This is a genomic window from Pontibacterium sp. (genome assembly GCF_964228735.1).
Classification (GTDB): Bacteria; Pseudomonadota; Gammaproteobacteria; order Pseudomonadales; family Balneatricaceae; genus Pontibacterium.
This window is the reverse complement of the sequence record NZ_CAXRBQ010000061.1, coordinates 1-15,990: the sequence shown is the minus strand read 5'-3', so window position 1 is coordinate 15,990 and position 15,990 is coordinate 1. Positions and strand designations below refer to the sequence as shown.

Below are 15,990 nucleotides of genomic sequence, written 5' to 3'. Positions count from 1 at the left end.
AAAATTACAGTACTAAAGAATACGAGGGCGCGATTTATTTATGGATATCGGTTTGCGTGAATGGCTAGTGATCGGGGGCGTTATCCTGATCGGCCTAATCATCCTTGATGGCTGGCGTCGGATGAATGGAAACCGCAACCGTCTGCGCATGGATATTGACCCCAATGTTGCGGATCTGCCGGATGAGCCTGTTCGTACTCACAATCCCGAACTGCCAAACGGTGGCGCCCGTCTGGTAGGTGAAGATCCTCTGTTTGCTGAACTTGAGCAGGAGCGCGATAGCCATAATAGCCATAATAGCCAGGATCATGCCGAATCGGATCCGCTCTTTGACAGCCCGGACATTGAGCCCGATGGTCGTATCGAACCCGCTTTTGGTAATGATGTTAGCGACCGCACTGAAGAAGAGCTTCACCGCTCTTACCAGGTAAACGAAGAGCCGGAAGCGCTCGCAACAGAGCCGCAAGCTGCTGATAACGCTGAATACGATGAACTGCTGGGACCTGCGCGTGTAGTTTCAGTTGAACCTGAACCGCAGCCTTCTGCAGAGCGTTTCGAAGCAGAGCCTGTTGAAACCCCTGTGCCAGAATCTCTGGAAGCGGTGTCCGCTTATACGGACGGTGCGCCAGCTGATCTGGAATCTGATATTGAGCCGATGCGCTTCGAGGTGGACAGCCTGGCTGAACAGGATCCGGAACCGCTGTTTCCTACACTGGACGGTTACGATGAGTCTGAGATAGAGCACGAGCCGGAAACAGACGTGGCGGCTGCTGGATCGGATATGCCAGATCTGTCGCTGGATGAAGGGATCATCTCCAAACCGCGTATTGTTGAGATTCGCCCTGAACCAGCTGAAGAGCCAGAACCAGTGGCTTATGTTCAGCCGGAACCCGAATCCTTGGTAGAGCCCGAAGAGCCAGCTCGCAAACCAGAACCGCTGTTTAACCGTCCTGCGGATAATATTCAGGAGCCCGAGTTCACCCCAGAGCCAATGAGTGCAAGCGAAACGCCTGCTGAACCGGTGAAGCCTCAGGTGGCTGCTGTGAACAGTGAATCCGAGCCAGAGTTGGATCTGGATAAGCCAATTACGCTGTTTTTGGATGATAACGAACGGGAGACTGAGCCCGCGGAAGCCCCCTCCCTGTTCGCCGATGATCCGATAGTGCCCGAGGTGGAAGAACCTCCAATTGTTGCTGCAGCGAAACCGAAACCTGCCGCGAAGCCTGCTCCACGCAAGAAAGCATTGGCTGCCGAAGAAACCGCCGAGCCAGTCCCGGAAACCAAGGACCTGTTTGCCGAGCGTCCTTCACTGGAAAAAACACCGGCGCCGGAAAGTGTATTGGCGATCACTGTGTTGGCCGCCGAAGACTTGCCGATCCCGGGGGCTAAGCTGCTGCCACTGGTGAGTGCCTGTGGCATGCGATTTGGTGATATGGAGATTTTCCACCGTTTCGAAGATGGCCTAGAAGAAGGCGCCGTGCAGTTCAGCATGGCCAATGCGATCAAACCGGGGACTTTCGACATCGATAATATGGACGCGGTGGAAACCCGTGGACTCACCTTCTTCATGTCGATGGAAGAACCACGGGATGTAATGAATGCCTTCGAATGTATGCTGGCAACGGCCGAAACCGTGGCTAAACATATGGGAGCAGAGCTGTTGGATGAAAATCGCTCTGTGCTAAGACCACAAACCAAAGAACATTATCGCCAGCGTATCCGTGACTTCGGAATGCGTAATCTGGCCCGACGTGCGCATTAAGCGCACGTCTTCCCTTCGCCTAAAATCTAATCTCTCTCGATAATCTAATAGGGTTCTACTGTGTCTGTTGAGCAGGAAGTTCTGGCGCTGCGTGAGCAGCTGAATCACCATAACTATTGTTATTACGTGCTGGATAATCCGGAAGTTCCGGATGCCGAATATGATCGCCTGTATCTGCAGCTCAAGGCACTGGAGAAAGAACATCCTGAGTTGGTAACCGCTGACTCACCAACCCAGCGTGTGGGTGGTGCACCGCTTGACGCGTTTAACCAAGTGCAGCATGAGATGCCGATGTTGTCTTTGGATAACGCCTTTAATGAAGAGGACATGCAGGCATTCAACCGTCGTGTGGTCGAGCGTCTGGATGCGCCTGCTGGTGAGATCATCGAGTATGCCTGCGAGCCGAAATTGGATGGCATCGCCATCAGCCTGCTTTACGAAGAGGGTGTACTGGTGCGCGGTGCCACTCGCGGTGACGGCGTTAGCGGCGAAGATATCACGCTTAACGTACGAACAATACCTACCATCCCGCTGAAACTCAGTGGCGAGGGGTATCCTGCGCGCCTGGAGGTGCGTGGTGAGATCTTTATGCCTAAGCAGGGTTTTGATGCATTGAATGCCCGTATGCGTGCAGAGGGCGGCAAACCGTTTGTGAACCCGCGTAACGCGGCTGCAGGCAGTTTGCGCCAGCTTGATCCCCGCTTGACTGCCCAGCGTCCTCTGGAGCTGTGCAGCTATAGCGTTGGAATTGTTGAAGGCGGTGCAATGCCGGCAAAACACGCCGATGTGCTGCGTCAGTTAAAAGCGTGGGGTTTTAAGCTGAATGCGCTGCTGGATGTGGTAGAGGGCGTTGAAGGTTGTATCAACTACTACCAGCGTATTCTCGAGCAACGTGACTCTCTGCCGTATGAAATCGACGGGGTGGTGTTTAAGGTCAACGACCTGCAGCAACAGCAGCAACTGGGTTTTATTTCCCGCGCACCACGCTGGGCGATTGCCCACAAGTTTCCGGCGCAGGAAGAGATCACGGTGGTACGTGATGTTGAGTTCCAGGTAGGACGCACCGGTGCGGTAACCCCGGTTGCACGTCTGGAGCCGGTGTTTGTTGGCGGCGTGACGGTATCCAATGCGACCCTGCACAACATGGATGAGATAGCCCGTCTGGACCTGCGCATTGGAGACAGCGTAGTCATTCGCCGTGCCGGTGATGTGATTCCGCAGGTGGTCAAAGTGGTGACCGAGCGTCGCCCGGAGGGGGCTGAACCGGTTGAGATTCCGCACAGCTGCCCGGTGTGTGGTTCCGATGTGGAACGGGTACAGATCGTCAAGCGTACCAAATCCGGCGAGCAGGCAAGTGAAGGTGCCGCTTATCGTTGTGTGGGACGACTCTCCTGTCAGGCCCAGGTGCAGCAGGCGATCATCCACTATGCTTCCCGTAAGGCTCTGGAGATCGACGGCCTGGGCGAGAAGATCGTCGAGCAGCTGGTGGAGTTGAAGTTGATCACCTCACCGGCCGATCTGTACCGCTTGAAACCGGAACAGCTGGTCGGGCTGGAAGGTTTTGCTGAGATCTCCGCCAATAAACTGTGTGAATCGATCGCAGCACGGCGTCAGGTCTCGCTGGCTCGCTTCATTTACGGCTTGGGTATCCCGGATGTGGGCGAGGAGACCGCACGTGTACTGGCCTCCAAACTGGGGACGCTGGCACGTATCCGTGTAGTGCTACCCGAAATCCTGACTTGGCTGCCGGATATTGGTCGCGAAGTGGCGGGTGAGATCAGCCACTTCTTTGAGGACGAGCACAACGCCAAGGTGTTGGATGATCTGTTGGCGCAGGGCATTGAGTTTACCGATGAAGGCGACCTGGCGGCTGATCTGGCCGGTGCGATCACATTGGCTGAATTGATCGACCGTATGGGAATCAACGGTGTTGCGAAAGTGGGCGCCCAACGGATTGCCGATTACTTCGGTGATCTTGAATCGCTGCTGACGGCGGATCTGCAGACGCTGGATCAGGTGCCTAAACTCTCTGCCAAGGCCATTAACGGCGTGCTGGATTGCCTGGATGATGCTCGATGGGTTGAGCGTATCCGTTTGATCGAAGCGCAGATGCTGGCGTTTGGTTTGCACTGGAGCTGTGAAGTTGAACAAGGTGAACAACAGGTAGCGCCACTGGAAGGCAAAACCTATGTGCTCACTGGCACGCTGGAGCAGATGGCCCGTAGCAAAGCCAAAACTGCGCTGCAGCAGTTGGGCGCTAAGGTAAGCGGCAGCGTTTCCAAGAAAACCGACTGCGTTGTTGCAGGTCCAGGTGCGGGTTCCAAGCTGGCCAAGGCCAACGAGCTTGGTATCCCTGTGTTGGATGAAGACCAATTTATCCAACTGTTACGTGAATACGAGATTGATCCCGACAGCCTATGAAAATCCCATACGACCAGCTCAGTTCTGACGCCCTGGAGGGGCTGATCGAGGAGTATGTTACTCGTGACGGAACCGACTACGGTGAACAGGAGATATCGCTTGCGGAGCGTGTGGTACAGGTTAAACGTCTGTTGGCTAGCGGTGAAGCGGTGATCCTGTTCAGCGAAGGTAAAGGCGAGTGCAATATAGTATCCAGTAGCCTGCTGGAATAGCTTTCGCCAGCAGCTGAAGACTGAATTATCAGTGGAGTTGCTTATGGATCAGTTAGACCAGATTGTAAGCTTGATCGCGCTCACAATGGGTGTGGGCTGGGCCAGTGGTATCAATCTGTATGCCACCGTGCTGATGTTGGGTTTGCTTTCCAACATGGGACACATCACCTTGCCCGAAGAGTTGATGGTGGTGGCTGATCCGCTGGTGCTGATGGCCGCAGGTTTCATGTACTGTGTTGAGTTCTTTGCTGATAAAGTCCCGGGCGTTGATACCGGCTGGGATGGCCTGCACACCTTTATCCGCATCCCCGCGGGGGCTGCGCTGGCCTCTGCTGCAGTAGGTGATATTACCCCCGCCGTGGAAGTTGCCGCGGCCTTGGTCGGAGGTACCCTGGCGGCTGCCAGTCATGCTACCAAGGCAGGTAGCCGGGTACTGATCAACACCTCTCCCGAGCCCGTAACCAACTGGACCGCATCGTTCACAGAAGACCTTCTGGTGCTTGGCGGTCTTTGGACTGCACTGAATCACCCGGTCTCTTTCCTGATCGCGCTGGCGTTGTTTATCGTGCTGATCGCGTGGCTGCTGCCAAAGCTGTGGCGGGGAATCAAAAAGGTATTCAGTTGGTTGGGGCGCTTATTTAGCGGTTCGGAGGCCACCCCTTCGGCCCCTCAACTGACAGACTCAAAAGCTAGGGTCAGGCCCAGCGCTCGAGATTCGGACCACTAACAAGCAGGTGGAGCATGTCGGTGCGGGTTACGACACCAATTGCACCGCCTCCAGCGTCAACGATCGGGATGGAGTTGATGTTGTACTCCACCATAATCTGGGCGGCCTGGCGTACGCGGGTATCGGGGGAGGCTGCCAACACTTTCTTGCTGTAAATGGTGTCGATGGATTCGGGTGAGTTCTTGCCCACCCGCAGAATGTCCCGTTCTGACAGCATCCCCAGCAGTTGCTGGGATTCGTTAACCACCACCAGGTGGCGAATATTCAGGTCCACCATTTTGCGTGAAGCAGCGAAGATGGTCGCGCCAGGCGTGATTGTCTGTACCGGCGAGCTCATGATATGTGAGATCGCAAGTGTGCGGCGATCCGGTAGGCTGATCGCTTTTTCTTCGGTGTCCACATAAGCCTGGGTGGCCGCAGAGGCGGGCGGTAGCCCTTTCTTCTTGCGTTCAGGCTGCAGAATCTGGATAAACTTCTCACCGTCCGCATGTACGCGATCTTCGGTATCTGCCGAACGGTGGGATGCCTTCAGTTCTTCCAGCTTGTCGACGCCGGTCGGTGGAAATTCCGATTTAGTCGGCGTCTGTATGCGATAACCGTGGTCGTATATAACCAGTGCCATAAATCTGCTCCAGCCGTTACTAAGCCTTTATATCGACTTTCTGATCAAATTCTTAACAATAAAACGTGCAGGATTTACGGCATCAACCAGTGATTTTTCTACTGGGAACGGCTCGCCGAGCATGCTCGCTGCAACAATTTCACCACAAATTGGACCGGTGATAAGTCCTTTTGATCCATGGCCGATGTTGATAAACAGACCATCCAGATGCTTTGGCGGACTGTCGGTGAATTTCCATTTCCGGTCTATACGAAGTTTGGCATAGTCGCTTACAAATGCCTCATAGTCAGGGGCCGGGCCGGCTATGGGCAGATAGTCAGCGGTACTGCAGCGGTATGCGGCACGGCCTTTCAGCTCTTCGGTTGCAAGGCTATCGGCGATTTCCGGTAACACGGCATGCAACTTGCTTAGGTTAGCATGATGGTCCTCGTTACGTATATCGAGATTCAGGTCATGCAGGTCGAAAGTCGCACCAAAACAGTAGGTTTCTTCGCGGGCAGGGGAGATATAACCATCTCCGCATACAACCGTTTGTAGTGGTTGGACACCTTCAGCTGACGCGATTGAGGTCTGGCCCCGGATCGGTTTGACCGGAAGGTGTGTAAACTGTGTGAGTTGCCTGGCTTCCGCAGCCGTACAGATCACCAGATGACTGCTTTCGAGTTCAGGGTTTCCCTCAATGCTGATGCTCCAGCGCTTAGTTTCCGGGTTTTGAGCGACCCCGGTGACCTGGGTATTGGTGTGTACTGAGATCAGTGGGTGATCAACAAGGCGCGAGCACAAGGCCTGTGGGCTGACCCAGCCACCGTGTTCCATAAACACCCCAGAATGACTAACAGGTGAGCCGGCCAGTCTGGATGCTTCTTCGGCAGAGACCTCACGGATTATGTTGTCGTCAAACCGGGTTCTCGCGAGCATGTTTTGCTGGCGTTTATGCTCTTTTTCGTTGGTTGCGAGCTGCAGCAGTCCACAATCGCCCCAGATCTCGGACTGTGGATCGAGCAGCTGCAGCTGGCGTCGAGTATGCATCAGACCGCTCAGATGCAGCTGCCCCTGCGCGTTGTGATCCACTGGTAGTTTTGCGTAGAGCGCGCCCTGACGATTTCCTGACCCTTCTTGGGCGATCTCTTCATTACGTTCCAGTAACCTGACCGGGATACCTCGTTGTGCCAGGGCGTTGGCCGTTGCACAGCCCGCGATGCCGGCTCCAATGATCACGACAGCGTCGGGGCGCTGTGCTGTTTTCGTATGTTCAAACCAGGGCGCTGGGTTTTGGGGTTGGGATGGATTGACGTTGAAGCGTGCACTTACCATCTCTCGCTTGCGACCAAAGCCTGGTACCTTTTGAATATCAAAGCCAACCGCTTGTAACCCCCGGCGTACAAAACCTGCAGCGGTAAAGGTCGCCAGGGTAGTGGATTCGTGACTCAGGCGTCCAAGCTGGGTGAACAGGTGTTCGTTCCACATTTCCGGGTTCTTGGATGGGGCAAAGCCGTCCAGAAACCAGGCATCAATGTGTGCTTCCAACTGGCTGTAGGCGTCGATCGCATCCATCAGCATTAATGTCAGCTGAATCCGTCCGCCGTCCAGCGAAAGGCGGTGAAAGCCGGGTACCGGTTCCGGATAAAGCTGGATCAGTTGTGACGCACCGTCGTTAAGTTCCGGCCAGTGTTTGAGGGCCAGGGCCAGGTCTGCCCGGCTGAGGGGAAACTTCTCTACGCTGATAAAGTGCAGACATTTGTGCTTTGGCGCATGTTTCAGCCAAAGCTGGCGTGCCGCCAGGAAGTTCAGTCCGGTGCCAAAACCTGTCTCGGCGATCACAAACTGTGGTGCCTTCAGGTTAACGAATCGCTCTTTGAGATTGTTTCCGTTGAGAAAAACATGCTCGCACTCTACAAGTCCGGCCTGAACGTTGAAGTACAGGTCGTCAAACTCGGTGGATACCGGAGTATCCTCTTTCCAGGTGATAGTGGCGTTACGGATCGGTGGTCTGGGCATAGGCTGTATAAACTAAAGGCTGAGTAGAAGACTGTCTACGTGTTATTATATGAGCCTTATCGGTATTGAGCTAAAAGGGTTTTGCTGCATGATCAGTAAAAGCGATATCAAGCTATGCGTCTTAGGTTTAGGGTACGTGGGTTTGCCGTTGGCAGTGGAATTTGGCAAGCACATAAAGACAATTGGCTACGATATAAATAGCAGTCGTGTTGATGAGCTCAAACTAGGTAACGACTCGACACTGGAAGTCGATCCAGATGAACTGCAGCAAGCGTCCAGCCTGACTTTCTCCGATCAGCTTTCAGCGGTTGCTGATTGTAACGTTTACATAGTGACTGTACCGACACCTGTCGATGCACATAAACAGCCGGACCTTTCGCCACTGAAAAAATCCAGTGCAGCGATTGGCAGTGTTTTGAGGCGCGGAGATATTGTCATTTATGAGTCGACAGTCTATCCCGGCGCAACGGAGGAAGTTTGTGTTCCTGAACTTGAAGAGGCGTCGGGCCTTACCTTTAATGATGGCTTTTACGTCGGATACAGCCCTGAGCGGATCAATCCTGGTGATAAGGTCCATCGGCTACCGAATATCGTAAAAGTCACCTCTGGTTCAACAGAGGAGGTTGGTGATTTTGTCGATTATTTATATCGATTGATCATTACCGCCGGGACGCATAAGGCTAGCAGCATTAAGGTTGCAGAAGCGTCTAAGGTGATTGAAAACACGCAGCGTGATTTGAATATTGCGCTGGTGAATGAGCTGGCAATTATCTTTGGTAAGGTGGGTATCGATACAGTCGAAGTGCTTGAAGCAGCTGGAACAAAATGGAATTTTTTGCCATTCAGACCAGGGTTAGTCGGTGGTCACTGTATTGGTGTTGATCCATATTATCTAACCCATAAAGCTCAATCTTTGGGCTATTTTCCAGATGTGATTCTGGCCGGTCGCCGAATCAACGATGGGATGGGAGAGTATGTCGTTTCGTCAATAGTCAAAAAGATGATTGATAATGCTCAGCCTATCTCGGGGGCACGTGCACTTGTACTTGGGCTTAGCTTTAAAGAAAACTGCCCTGATATTCGAAACACGCGAGCTGTGGATATTGTTGAAGAACTCAAGAGTTATCACATGGATGTTGATGTGTATGATCCATGGGTATCATCGGTTGAAGCGGAAAACGAATACGGCTTGAGCCTGATTGAAGAGCCGCAGGCTGGGTCATACGATGTGATTGTACTTGCTGTAGCTCATACAGAATTTGTAGAAAAAGGAGAAAGTTTACGATTGTTAGGCAAGCAGAAGCATCTGCTTTATGACGTGAAGTCAGTACTGCCGAGCGACCAGGTGGATGGCCGTTTGTGAAGTAGATAGTCTCAGATAAGTATAAAAAAGCCGCTGTATTAGCGGCTTTTTTATTATAGGTGTCCCGTCCTGAATAACGTTGACACTTTTCGAGGAGCAAATCGGAGAGTGTTATGAAATTAAGCCCTAAGCGTACTCAGCGTGACTATTCCCTCGCTTTTTAATTATCGGTTGTCGACCAAGTAGAAGCTGGCGAGTTAACGTATACACAAGCTCAGAACCGTTACGGTATTCAAGGCCGGTCAACAGTATTGGTTTGGCTTCGTAAGCATGGCAGGCTAGATTGGTCTAAAGGAACACCGATAGGGCGTACCAGCACTATGTCAGACAAACCTTCAGAACCAACCCCCGAGCAACGCATCAAAGAGCATGAGCAGAAGCTGGCTGAGGTGCAGCAGAAAGCCGATTTCTTTGAAGCGGTGGTTGATGTCCTCAAGCGTGATCATGGGATCCGCGTAGTAAAAAAGCCTCGCGGCAAGTCATCGAAAAACGACAAGTCATAGGGCTGACGGTGACTCGGGCTTGCCACATCCTCGGCATCAGTCGACTGGCCTATTACCAGCAGTGTCAGCGTGCTAAGCAGCAAGCCAAGCGGTATCGCGCCATACTGGGGCATATTCAGCATGAGCGCATGCGTCAGCCGCAGTTAGGGGCGCGTAAACTTCTGCACCTGCTGAATACCGAAACGGCGTTGAAAATCGGCCGGGATAAACTCTTTGAGCTGTTGAAGGAGCGCCGACTGCTGGTTCAGCGGCGCAGGGCGTATCACAAGACCACGCAGAGCCGTCACCGCTTCTGGTGTCATCCAAACCTGCTTAAGCCAAGTGCCGAACAAGCACAAGCGACGCGGCCTGAGCAAATCTGGGTAGCCGATATCACGTACTTGCCTGTGAGGCATGGAGAGGCTTACCTAAGCCAGGTGACAGATGCGTATTCACGCAAAATCGTCGGTTATAACGTACACAGCGACCTGAAAGCAGATTCTGTTGTCACGGCTTACAAGAAGGCCTTGAGCGGTTACCAGAGGAGTACAGAACTCATCCACCACTCTGATAGAGGCATACAGTACTGTTCGAAGCGGTACCAAGAGGTACACAGAAAGCATGGTGTGCGCTGTTCGATGACCGATGGGTATGACTGCTACCAGAACGCGCTTGCAGAGCGGGTGAATGGGATACTGAAAGGCGAATATCTGCTAAGAAAACCCGATGATCTAGCACAAGCGGTCGTCATGGTTGATGAGTCGGTGCATCTCTACAATACACGACGGCCTCATATGGCCTTAAAATACAAAACACCCGATGAGGTACATCGGGCATTTTTAACCTGAAATAGTGTCAACCTATATCAGGACAAGACAAGGTTGATACTAACTAAGTAGCCGAGTTATACCCTTGCTAAGTATTCTTGGCTACTTGGCTACTTGGCTACTTGGCTTAAACCGCTTTGCGTCCAATACCGTGGTAATGGAAGCCGTAGTCCTGCATCTCGCCAGGATCGTATACGTTTCGACCGTCGAGCAGCAGTGGGCGGCGCATGTTGCTGACGATACGGTCAAAGTCACGCATACCGTATTCAGGCCATTCGGTTACCAGCAGCAGGGCATCGGCGCCGTCGGCTGCTTGCTCCGGTGTGCTACACAACACCAGGTTCTCTGCATTCCGGTAGTATTCAGCCAGGTTCTGCAGTGCCAGAGGGTCGTGCACGCGCACTTCCACACCTTGTGCCATACAGGCATCGATAGTCGCCAGGCTTGGTGCATTGTGGATATCTGCTGTGCCCGGTTTGTAAGACGCGCCCCAGATCGCCACTTTGCAGCCTTTGAGGTTGCCCTGGAAGTGACGCCACAGTTTGCGGAACAGCGTCTCTTTCTGGCGCTCGTTGATATCGATGACGGTGCGCAGCAACGAGGAGCGACGTTTCTCTTTCAGGAAGTCGGAGAACAGCAGCAGGTGATCGGAGAACTTCTCGCCACCAAAACCACAGCCCGGGTTCAGGAAGTGTTTGCCGATACGGGCATCGCCGGCGATGGTATCGCGTACGGTCTCGATATCAATGCCCATGTTGTCAGCCAGGTTGGCCAGCTCGTTGATGTAGCTCAGGCGCATTGCCAGCATGCCGTTGAGGGCCAATGTGGCAAACTCGGCTTCCTGTGAAGACATGATGCGGATGCGCTGGTTTGTTCCCATCAGCACACGGGCCATTGCGGTGATCCGGCTGATTGCCCATTGGGAATCACTACCGATTACCAACTGATCCGGGTGGATAAAGGATTCCAAAGCACGCCCGCCGCGCAGAGAGTCCGGGATATAGACCACGGTGCGCTGCTCATCATTGCCCAGAACAGCATTCAGACGGGACGTGGAGCCTATGCCAAAGATGCTCTGGTTGATAAACAGCAGGCGGCCTTCATGCCGTGAGGCGACATCCGCTACGATCGATGCTGCTTTGTCGTAAGCATTGGATTCCAGATTGAGCCAGTGGATATCCGCTTCGGTCGGCGGGTGTTGTGGATCATAACTGCGCAGTCGACCCGAATCGAACTGGCTCTGTAACAGGCCACGCAGACCTGGCTCGGTTACCGAGATACGACGGCTGTCCAGGTCATGCGAGGAGATTGGCAAATATACGGTGTTGCCGGTACGGGCCAGTACACCCGCAGCCCCCATTGCAGACATGTTGTTGCCATAAATAATGATCTTCATAGCTTACTTGTCCTGCAGCTTAAGGGTTTCATTGATCAGGGCCAGCGTGGACGGGTCCATCTGTCCGGCAAGACTGTTGTCGCCGTGCAGTACGGAAAGTGTTTCTCCCGCCATTACTTTACCAAGTTCTACACCCCATTGGTCAAACGGGTTGATACGCCAGATAACCGATTGGGTAAATACTTTGTGCTCGTACAAAGCGATCAACTGGCCCAAAGCAAACGGAGTCAGCTCATCCAGCAAAATAGTCGTGCTTGGCTGGTTGCCGTGATATCGCTTGTAGAATGGTACTTCACCGGTATCGCTGAGAGCATGGTCACCAAAAGCCAGTACGCGGGACTGGGCAAAGCAGTTGGAGAGCGCAAGTATGTGCTGCTTGCGCAGGACTTCGCTGCCTTTCTGATCGTCAATGTCATTGTAACGGCGGGCCGGGGCGATGAAGTCACACATCACCTTTTCGGTGCCCTGGTGCAGCAGCTGGTAAAATGCGTGCTGGGCGTTCGGACCGATCTCGCCCCAGATAATCGGGCAGGTGGCGTAATCCACACTCTTCAGGTCCAGCGTGGTGTTCTTGCCGTTACTTTCCATCTCCAGCTGTTCAAGATATGCCGGGAAACGCGCCAGGCGACCGTCGTAAGGCAGGACCGCATGTGCATGGATATCCAGGAAGTTGATGTTCCAGATGCCGATCACTGCCATCAGCACCGGTATATTGGATTCCAGCGGTGCCGAACGGAAGTGCTCGTCCATGCAGTGGGCGCCAGCCAGCAGATCGCGGAAACGATGCATACCGATCTGCAGGGCGATCGGGAAACCGATACAGGACCACATGGAATAGCGACCGCCGACCCAATCCCAGAACAGCAGTTGGTTATCTTCGCTGATGCCAAAAGCGGTCATTTTGTCTGGATTGGCCGAAATGCCCACAAAATGGTGCTGCAGGATCATACGCTCATCAACATTGCTGCGCTCCATGATCCAGTCTTTGGCGGTTTCTGCATTCGCCAGCGTATCCAGTGTCGTAAAGGACTTGGATGCGATAACAAACAGGGTTTCCGAAGGTTCGAGCTTGCGCAGCAGCAATGAAAGCTGGCTGCCATCCATGGAGGACACAAAAAAGACTTCGAGCGGATGGCTGGCCGGACACGGATAGTCGCACAATGCCCGGTTGGTCATCAGTGGGCCCAGGTCGGAGCCACCCACGCCGATATGGACAACGTTACGGATCGGGCGTCCGCTATATCCACGTGCCTGAGCGCTGTGCAAGCGCTCAACCAAGCGCTCCATCTTGCTCAATTGAGCGTGGACATCAATGACAATATCACTGCCATTAATGTCCAGTGTGCGGTAATCGGGTAAGCGTAACGCAGAGTGCAGAGCAGGGCGGTTTTCGAAGGTATTTACCTTTTCTCCGTTGAACAGATCTTTGATCCGCGCTTCCAGGTCGTTCGCGCGTGCAAGGTCCGTCAGTAGCCCCAGTGTTTCCTGTACAATCCGTTGCTTGGAAAAATCGACGTGAAGGTCCTGATTACGAAAGGCAAATCGCTCCTGTCGAGCCGGATCATCCCGGAACAGGTCATTCAGGTGGCTCTGTTCGATTGTCGCCGAGTGTTCCTTCAGGCGCTGCCATTCGGCACTCTGTGTTAGATCCATAGGTTAAACGCTTAGCTTCTTCATCAGGGCACGGGTGTGCTCTTTGGTTTCCGGATGTTTCAGTGCGTAGTTCAGCACAGCTTCTACATAGCCTGCTTTGTTACCACAGTCGAAGGTTTGGCCTGACATGCGGTAAACACTCATCTGCTGCTCCTTCAGCAGGGTGTCCATTGCATCGGTAAGCTGGATTTCGTCGCCAGCACCGGGAGGTGTGTCTTTCAGCAACTCCATAATTCGTGCAGGGAACACATAACGTCCTACGACCGCGAGGTTGGAAGGCGCTGCATCCGCAGCTGGTTTCTCAACGAAACCTTTAACTGATGCACTGCTACCCGCAGCCGGGTCGTCACTGCAATCGGCAATGCCATACTTGCTGATATCTTCATCCGCGACGCGTTCAACCATTACCTGGGTCGAATTGTCGGCATTGAAGTTGGTGATCATCTGGCTCAGATCGTGGGTTTCGCCGTCATCACAATCAACCAGTACATCCGGCAGCAGTACCGCAAATGGTTCATTGCCAACCGCCGCTTCGGCACAGAGTACTGCGTGTCCCAGTCCTTTGGCTTCTGGCTGACGGATCGCCATCAGGGTTACGTCGGATGGCAGAATATCCTGTACGGATTCGAGAATGGCAGTTTTTCCTTTGCGGGCCAGTTCTGCTTCGATCTCGTAGTGCTTGTCGAAGTGGTTTTCGATAGCTTCTTTGCCGCTGCGGGTTACCAGGATGATCTCTTTGATACCAGCCTGGACTGCTTCTTCAATAACCAGCTGAATTGCAGGCTTGTCGACAACAGGCAACATCTCTTTGGGGATAGCTTTACTGGCGGGCAAAACGCGGGTACCCAGTCCGGCAACGGGAATTACAGCTTTCCTGACCATTAAAAATACTCCATTCACTAGCAATTGCTGCCATAGTAAGCATTGTTGCAACCGCGTTAAAGTGGGATTAAACAAAAAAAAAGGAAACTTGATCTGGGTTACTGAAGCGACAGTCTAAACGGTTGTTTAAGTGGGATAAAGCTACCATGATTTCAGTAACCGGTGCCAGTTAAAGCATAACTTGCTGATATTACAGAGTGATTTATCAGAAGGTTTTGTTGTTTTTCTCTATAAAATTATAGGAATAAAGCTTGCTATTTTAGGTGAAGAATATTGAACAAGATTCATCTTTCGGATCAGGTTTTCTAACTGTCATTCAATGCCGGTATAATGACTAAAAGTTTATCGAACATTCAGGATTAGAAAGGGTTTAAGTTGCATGAATATTCTGGTTACAGGTGGTGCCGGATACATTGGAAGTCACACCGTTGTTCAATTGCTGGAAGCAGGTCACCAGGTAACAGTGCTGGACAATTTGTGTAACAGCAATCCGGAGGTTTTTAATCGCATTGAGCGTATCTGTGGTCGTCGTCCTAACTTTGTGGAAGGGGATATCCGGGATGCGGCGCTGGTGGCATCGGCGCTGACGGACAATGCGATTGAGGCGGTTGTTCACTTTGCAGGATTGAAGGCGGTGGGGGAATCGGTGGAGATGCCGATCGAGTACTACCAGAACAATGTGCAGGGTTCGATCACGCTGTTTGATGAGATGCGTAAGGCTGATTGTAAACGATTGGTGTTCAGCTCATCGGCGACTGTATATGGTAATCCAGCGCACGTTCCGATTACTGAGGATATGCCCCTGTCAGCGACAAACCCTTACGGGCGTTCAAAGCTGATGATCGAAGAGATGCTGCGTGACATCTCGCTATCAGACAGTGATTGGCAGATCGCGTTGCTGCGCTACTTTAATCCGGTTGGTGCCCACCCGAGTGGGTTGATTGGCGAGGATCCAGCGGGGATTCCCAATAACCTGATGCCGTATGTCGCTCAGGTGGCCGCGGGGCAGTTGCGTCAGCTGAAAGTATTTGGTGATGACTACGATACGCCGGATGGCACGGGTGTCAGGGATTACATCCATGTGCAGGATCTGGCGGCAGGTCATCTGAAGGCGCTGTCCGCGCTTGATGACAAGCATGGCTGTGTTGCCTATAACCTGGGTACCGGTAGTGGTTATTCCGTACTGGATGTGGTGGAAGTATTCCGCCGTATTTCTGGTCAGGCGGTTCCTTATGAGATTGCACCACGAAGGGCTGGGGATATTGCAACTTGCTACGCAGATCCTGCATTCAGTGAAAAGCGTCTGGGGTGGAGTGCCCAGAATGGATTGGAAGAGATGATCCGTGATCACTGGAATTGGCAGAAAGAGAATCCGCGTGGCTTTAAAGATGTAGGTTGCTCGCTCAACTGATCCAGATGAGACAAAAGAAAAAGCCCCTGATGACAGGGGCTTTTTTATGGTTCTTCGTCGGATAGCGTGGAGTCTACAAAAAAAACGACGAATTGGTTTATGGTGAAGTCGCCAAACAATCATCAAAACCAAATCGTCGTTTATGCTTCAGGATTCTGCCTTCAGCAGCTGCCTATGGAAAGGTTTTTCCGTGGATTCACATCACCAGGACGGTGATTGGCTCCATGTCTATCT

General features: G+C 52.7%; 11 protein-coding genes and 1 pseudogene. 7 read left to right on the top strand and 5 right to left on the bottom strand.

Annotated features, from left to right (window positions below; genetic code table 11):
• Positions 1–40 precede the first annotated feature (40 nt).
• From zipA to ACEQ15_RS06390, 4 genes are read left to right on the top strand one after another with little or no spacing between them, the layout of a single operon-like run.
• Complete coding sequence (gene zipA, locus ACEQ15_RS06405; RefSeq protein ID WP_370278257.1) at positions 41–1,762, top strand: cell division protein ZipA; 1,722 nt, start codon at positions 41–43, stop codon at positions 1,760–1,762.
• Between the two features lie 60 nt (positions 1,763–1,822).
• Positions 1,823–4,183 carry an NAD-dependent DNA ligase LigA gene (gene ligA, locus ACEQ15_RS06400; RefSeq protein ID WP_370278256.1) on the top strand — a complete coding sequence of 787 codons (2,361 nt, stop codon included), beginning with the start codon at positions 1,823–1,825 and terminating at the stop codon, positions 4,181–4,183.
• The gene (locus tag ACEQ15_RS06395) at positions 4,180–4,395 is read left to right on the top strand and encodes a YheU family protein (RefSeq protein ID WP_370278255.1); all 216 of its coding nucleotides are present in this window, start codon (positions 4,180–4,182) and stop codon (positions 4,393–4,395) included. Before ligA ends, ACEQ15_RS06395 begins: the two co-directional genes overlap by 4 nt.
• Positions 4,396–4,438: 43 nt before the next feature.
• Positions 4,439–5,122, top strand: coding sequence for a DUF4126 domain-containing protein (locus tag ACEQ15_RS06390; RefSeq protein WP_370278254.1), 684 nt, complete (start codon positions 4,439–4,441; stop codon positions 5,120–5,122).
• Here the strand turns inward: ACEQ15_RS06390 and ACEQ15_RS06385 are convergent.
• Both ACEQ15_RS06385 and mnmC read right to left on the bottom strand, forming a co-directional pair.
• Positions 5,091–5,744, bottom strand: coding sequence for an HPP family protein (locus tag ACEQ15_RS06385; RefSeq protein ID WP_370278253.1), 654 nt, complete (start codon positions 5,742–5,744; stop codon positions 5,091–5,093). The two genes, ACEQ15_RS06390 and ACEQ15_RS06385, sit on opposite strands and share 32 nt — an antisense overlap.
• 27 nt (positions 5,745–5,771) lie before the next feature.
• Complete coding sequence (gene mnmC, locus ACEQ15_RS06380) at positions 5,772–7,742, bottom strand: bifunctional tRNA (5-methylaminomethyl-2-thiouridine)(34)-methyltransferase MnmD/FAD-dependent 5-carboxymethylaminomethyl-2-thiouridine(34) oxidoreductase MnmC (RefSeq protein ID WP_370278252.1); 1,971 nt, start codon at positions 7,740–7,742, stop codon at positions 5,772–5,774.
• A gap of 49 nt (positions 7,743–7,791) precedes the next feature.
• On the opposite strand from mnmC, the gene tviB reads away from it, so the two are divergent.
• Both tviB and ACEQ15_RS06370 read left to right on the top strand, forming a co-directional pair.
• The gene (gene tviB / locus ACEQ15_RS06375) at positions 7,792–9,105 is read left to right on the top strand and encodes a Vi polysaccharide biosynthesis UDP-N-acetylglucosamine C-6 dehydrogenase TviB (RefSeq protein ID WP_370298145.1); all 1,314 of its coding nucleotides are present in this window, start codon (positions 7,792–7,794) and stop codon (positions 9,103–9,105) included.
• A 113-nt stretch (positions 9,106–9,218) separates the two neighbouring features.
• A pseudogene (locus ACEQ15_RS06370) lies at positions 9,219–10,435 on the top strand (IS3 family transposase).
• Between the two features lie 106 nt (positions 10,436–10,541).
• Here the strand turns inward: ACEQ15_RS06370 and ACEQ15_RS06365 are convergent.
• From ACEQ15_RS06365 to galU, 3 genes are read right to left on the bottom strand one after another with little or no spacing between them, the layout of a single operon-like run.
• Positions 10,542–11,810 carry a nucleotide sugar dehydrogenase gene (locus ACEQ15_RS06365; protein WP_370278250.1) on the bottom strand — a complete coding sequence of 423 codons (1,269 nt, stop codon included), beginning with the start codon at positions 11,808–11,810 and terminating at the stop codon, positions 10,542–10,544.
• A 3-nt stretch (positions 11,811–11,813) separates the two neighbouring features.
• Positions 11,814–13,463 (bottom strand): glucose-6-phosphate isomerase, encoded by a 1,650-nt coding sequence (pgi, locus tag ACEQ15_RS06360; RefSeq protein ID WP_370278249.1) that lies wholly within the window; start codon positions 13,461–13,463, stop codon positions 11,814–11,816.
• 3 nt (positions 13,464–13,466) lie between these two features.
• Positions 13,467–14,345, bottom strand: a complete 879-nt coding sequence (galU, locus tag ACEQ15_RS06355; RefSeq protein ID WP_370278248.1) for a UTP--glucose-1-phosphate uridylyltransferase GalU — start codon at positions 14,343–14,345, stop codon at positions 13,467–13,469.
• Between the two features lie 379 nt (positions 14,346–14,724).
• Here galU and galE point away from each other — a divergent pair, with 379 nt between their 5' ends.
• Positions 14,725–15,756: a UDP-glucose 4-epimerase GalE gene (gene galE, locus ACEQ15_RS06350; protein ID WP_370278247.1), complete on the top strand. Its 1,032-nt coding sequence runs from the start codon at positions 14,725–14,727 to the stop codon at positions 15,754–15,756.
• The last annotated feature ends 234 nt before the right edge of the window (positions 15,757–15,990 follow it).

What these genes read in the sequence shown, in the direction of transcription:
- ACEQ15_RS06390 (WP_370278254.1), top strand. Translation starts at nt 4,439, where the DNA reads ATGGATCAGTTAGACCAGATTGTAAGCTTGATCGCGCTCACAATGGGT.
- galE (WP_370278247.1), top strand. Translation starts at nt 14,725, where the DNA reads ATGAATATTCTGGTTACAGGTGGTGCCGGATACATTGGAAGTCACACC.
- mnmC (WP_370278252.1), bottom strand. Translation starts at nt 7,742, where the DNA reads ATGCCCAGACCACCGATCCGTAACGCCACTATCACCTGGAAAGAGGAT.
- tviB (WP_370298145.1), top strand. Translation starts at nt 7,792, where the DNA reads ATGAGCCTTATCGGTATTGAGCTAAAAGGGTTTTGCTGCATGATCAGT.
- galU (WP_370278248.1), bottom strand. Translation starts at nt 14,345, where the DNA reads ATGGTCAGGAAAGCTGTAATTCCCGTTGCCGGACTGGGTACCCGCGTT.
- ACEQ15_RS06365 (WP_370278250.1), bottom strand. Translation starts at nt 11,810, where the DNA reads ATGAAGATCATTATTTATGGCAACAACATGTCTGCAATGGGGGCTGCG.
- ACEQ15_RS06395 (WP_370278255.1), top strand. Translation starts at nt 4,180, where the DNA reads ATGAAAATCCCATACGACCAGCTCAGTTCTGACGCCCTGGAGGGGCTG.
- pgi (WP_370278249.1), bottom strand. Translation starts at nt 13,463, where the DNA reads ATGGATCTAACACAGAGTGCCGAATGGCAGCGCCTGAAGGAACACTCG.
- ACEQ15_RS06385 (WP_370278253.1), bottom strand. Translation starts at nt 5,744, where the DNA reads ATGGCACTGGTTATATACGACCACGGTTATCGCATACAGACGCCGACT.
- zipA (WP_370278257.1), top strand. Translation starts at nt 41, where the DNA reads ATGGATATCGGTTTGCGTGAATGGCTAGTGATCGGGGGCGTTATCCTG.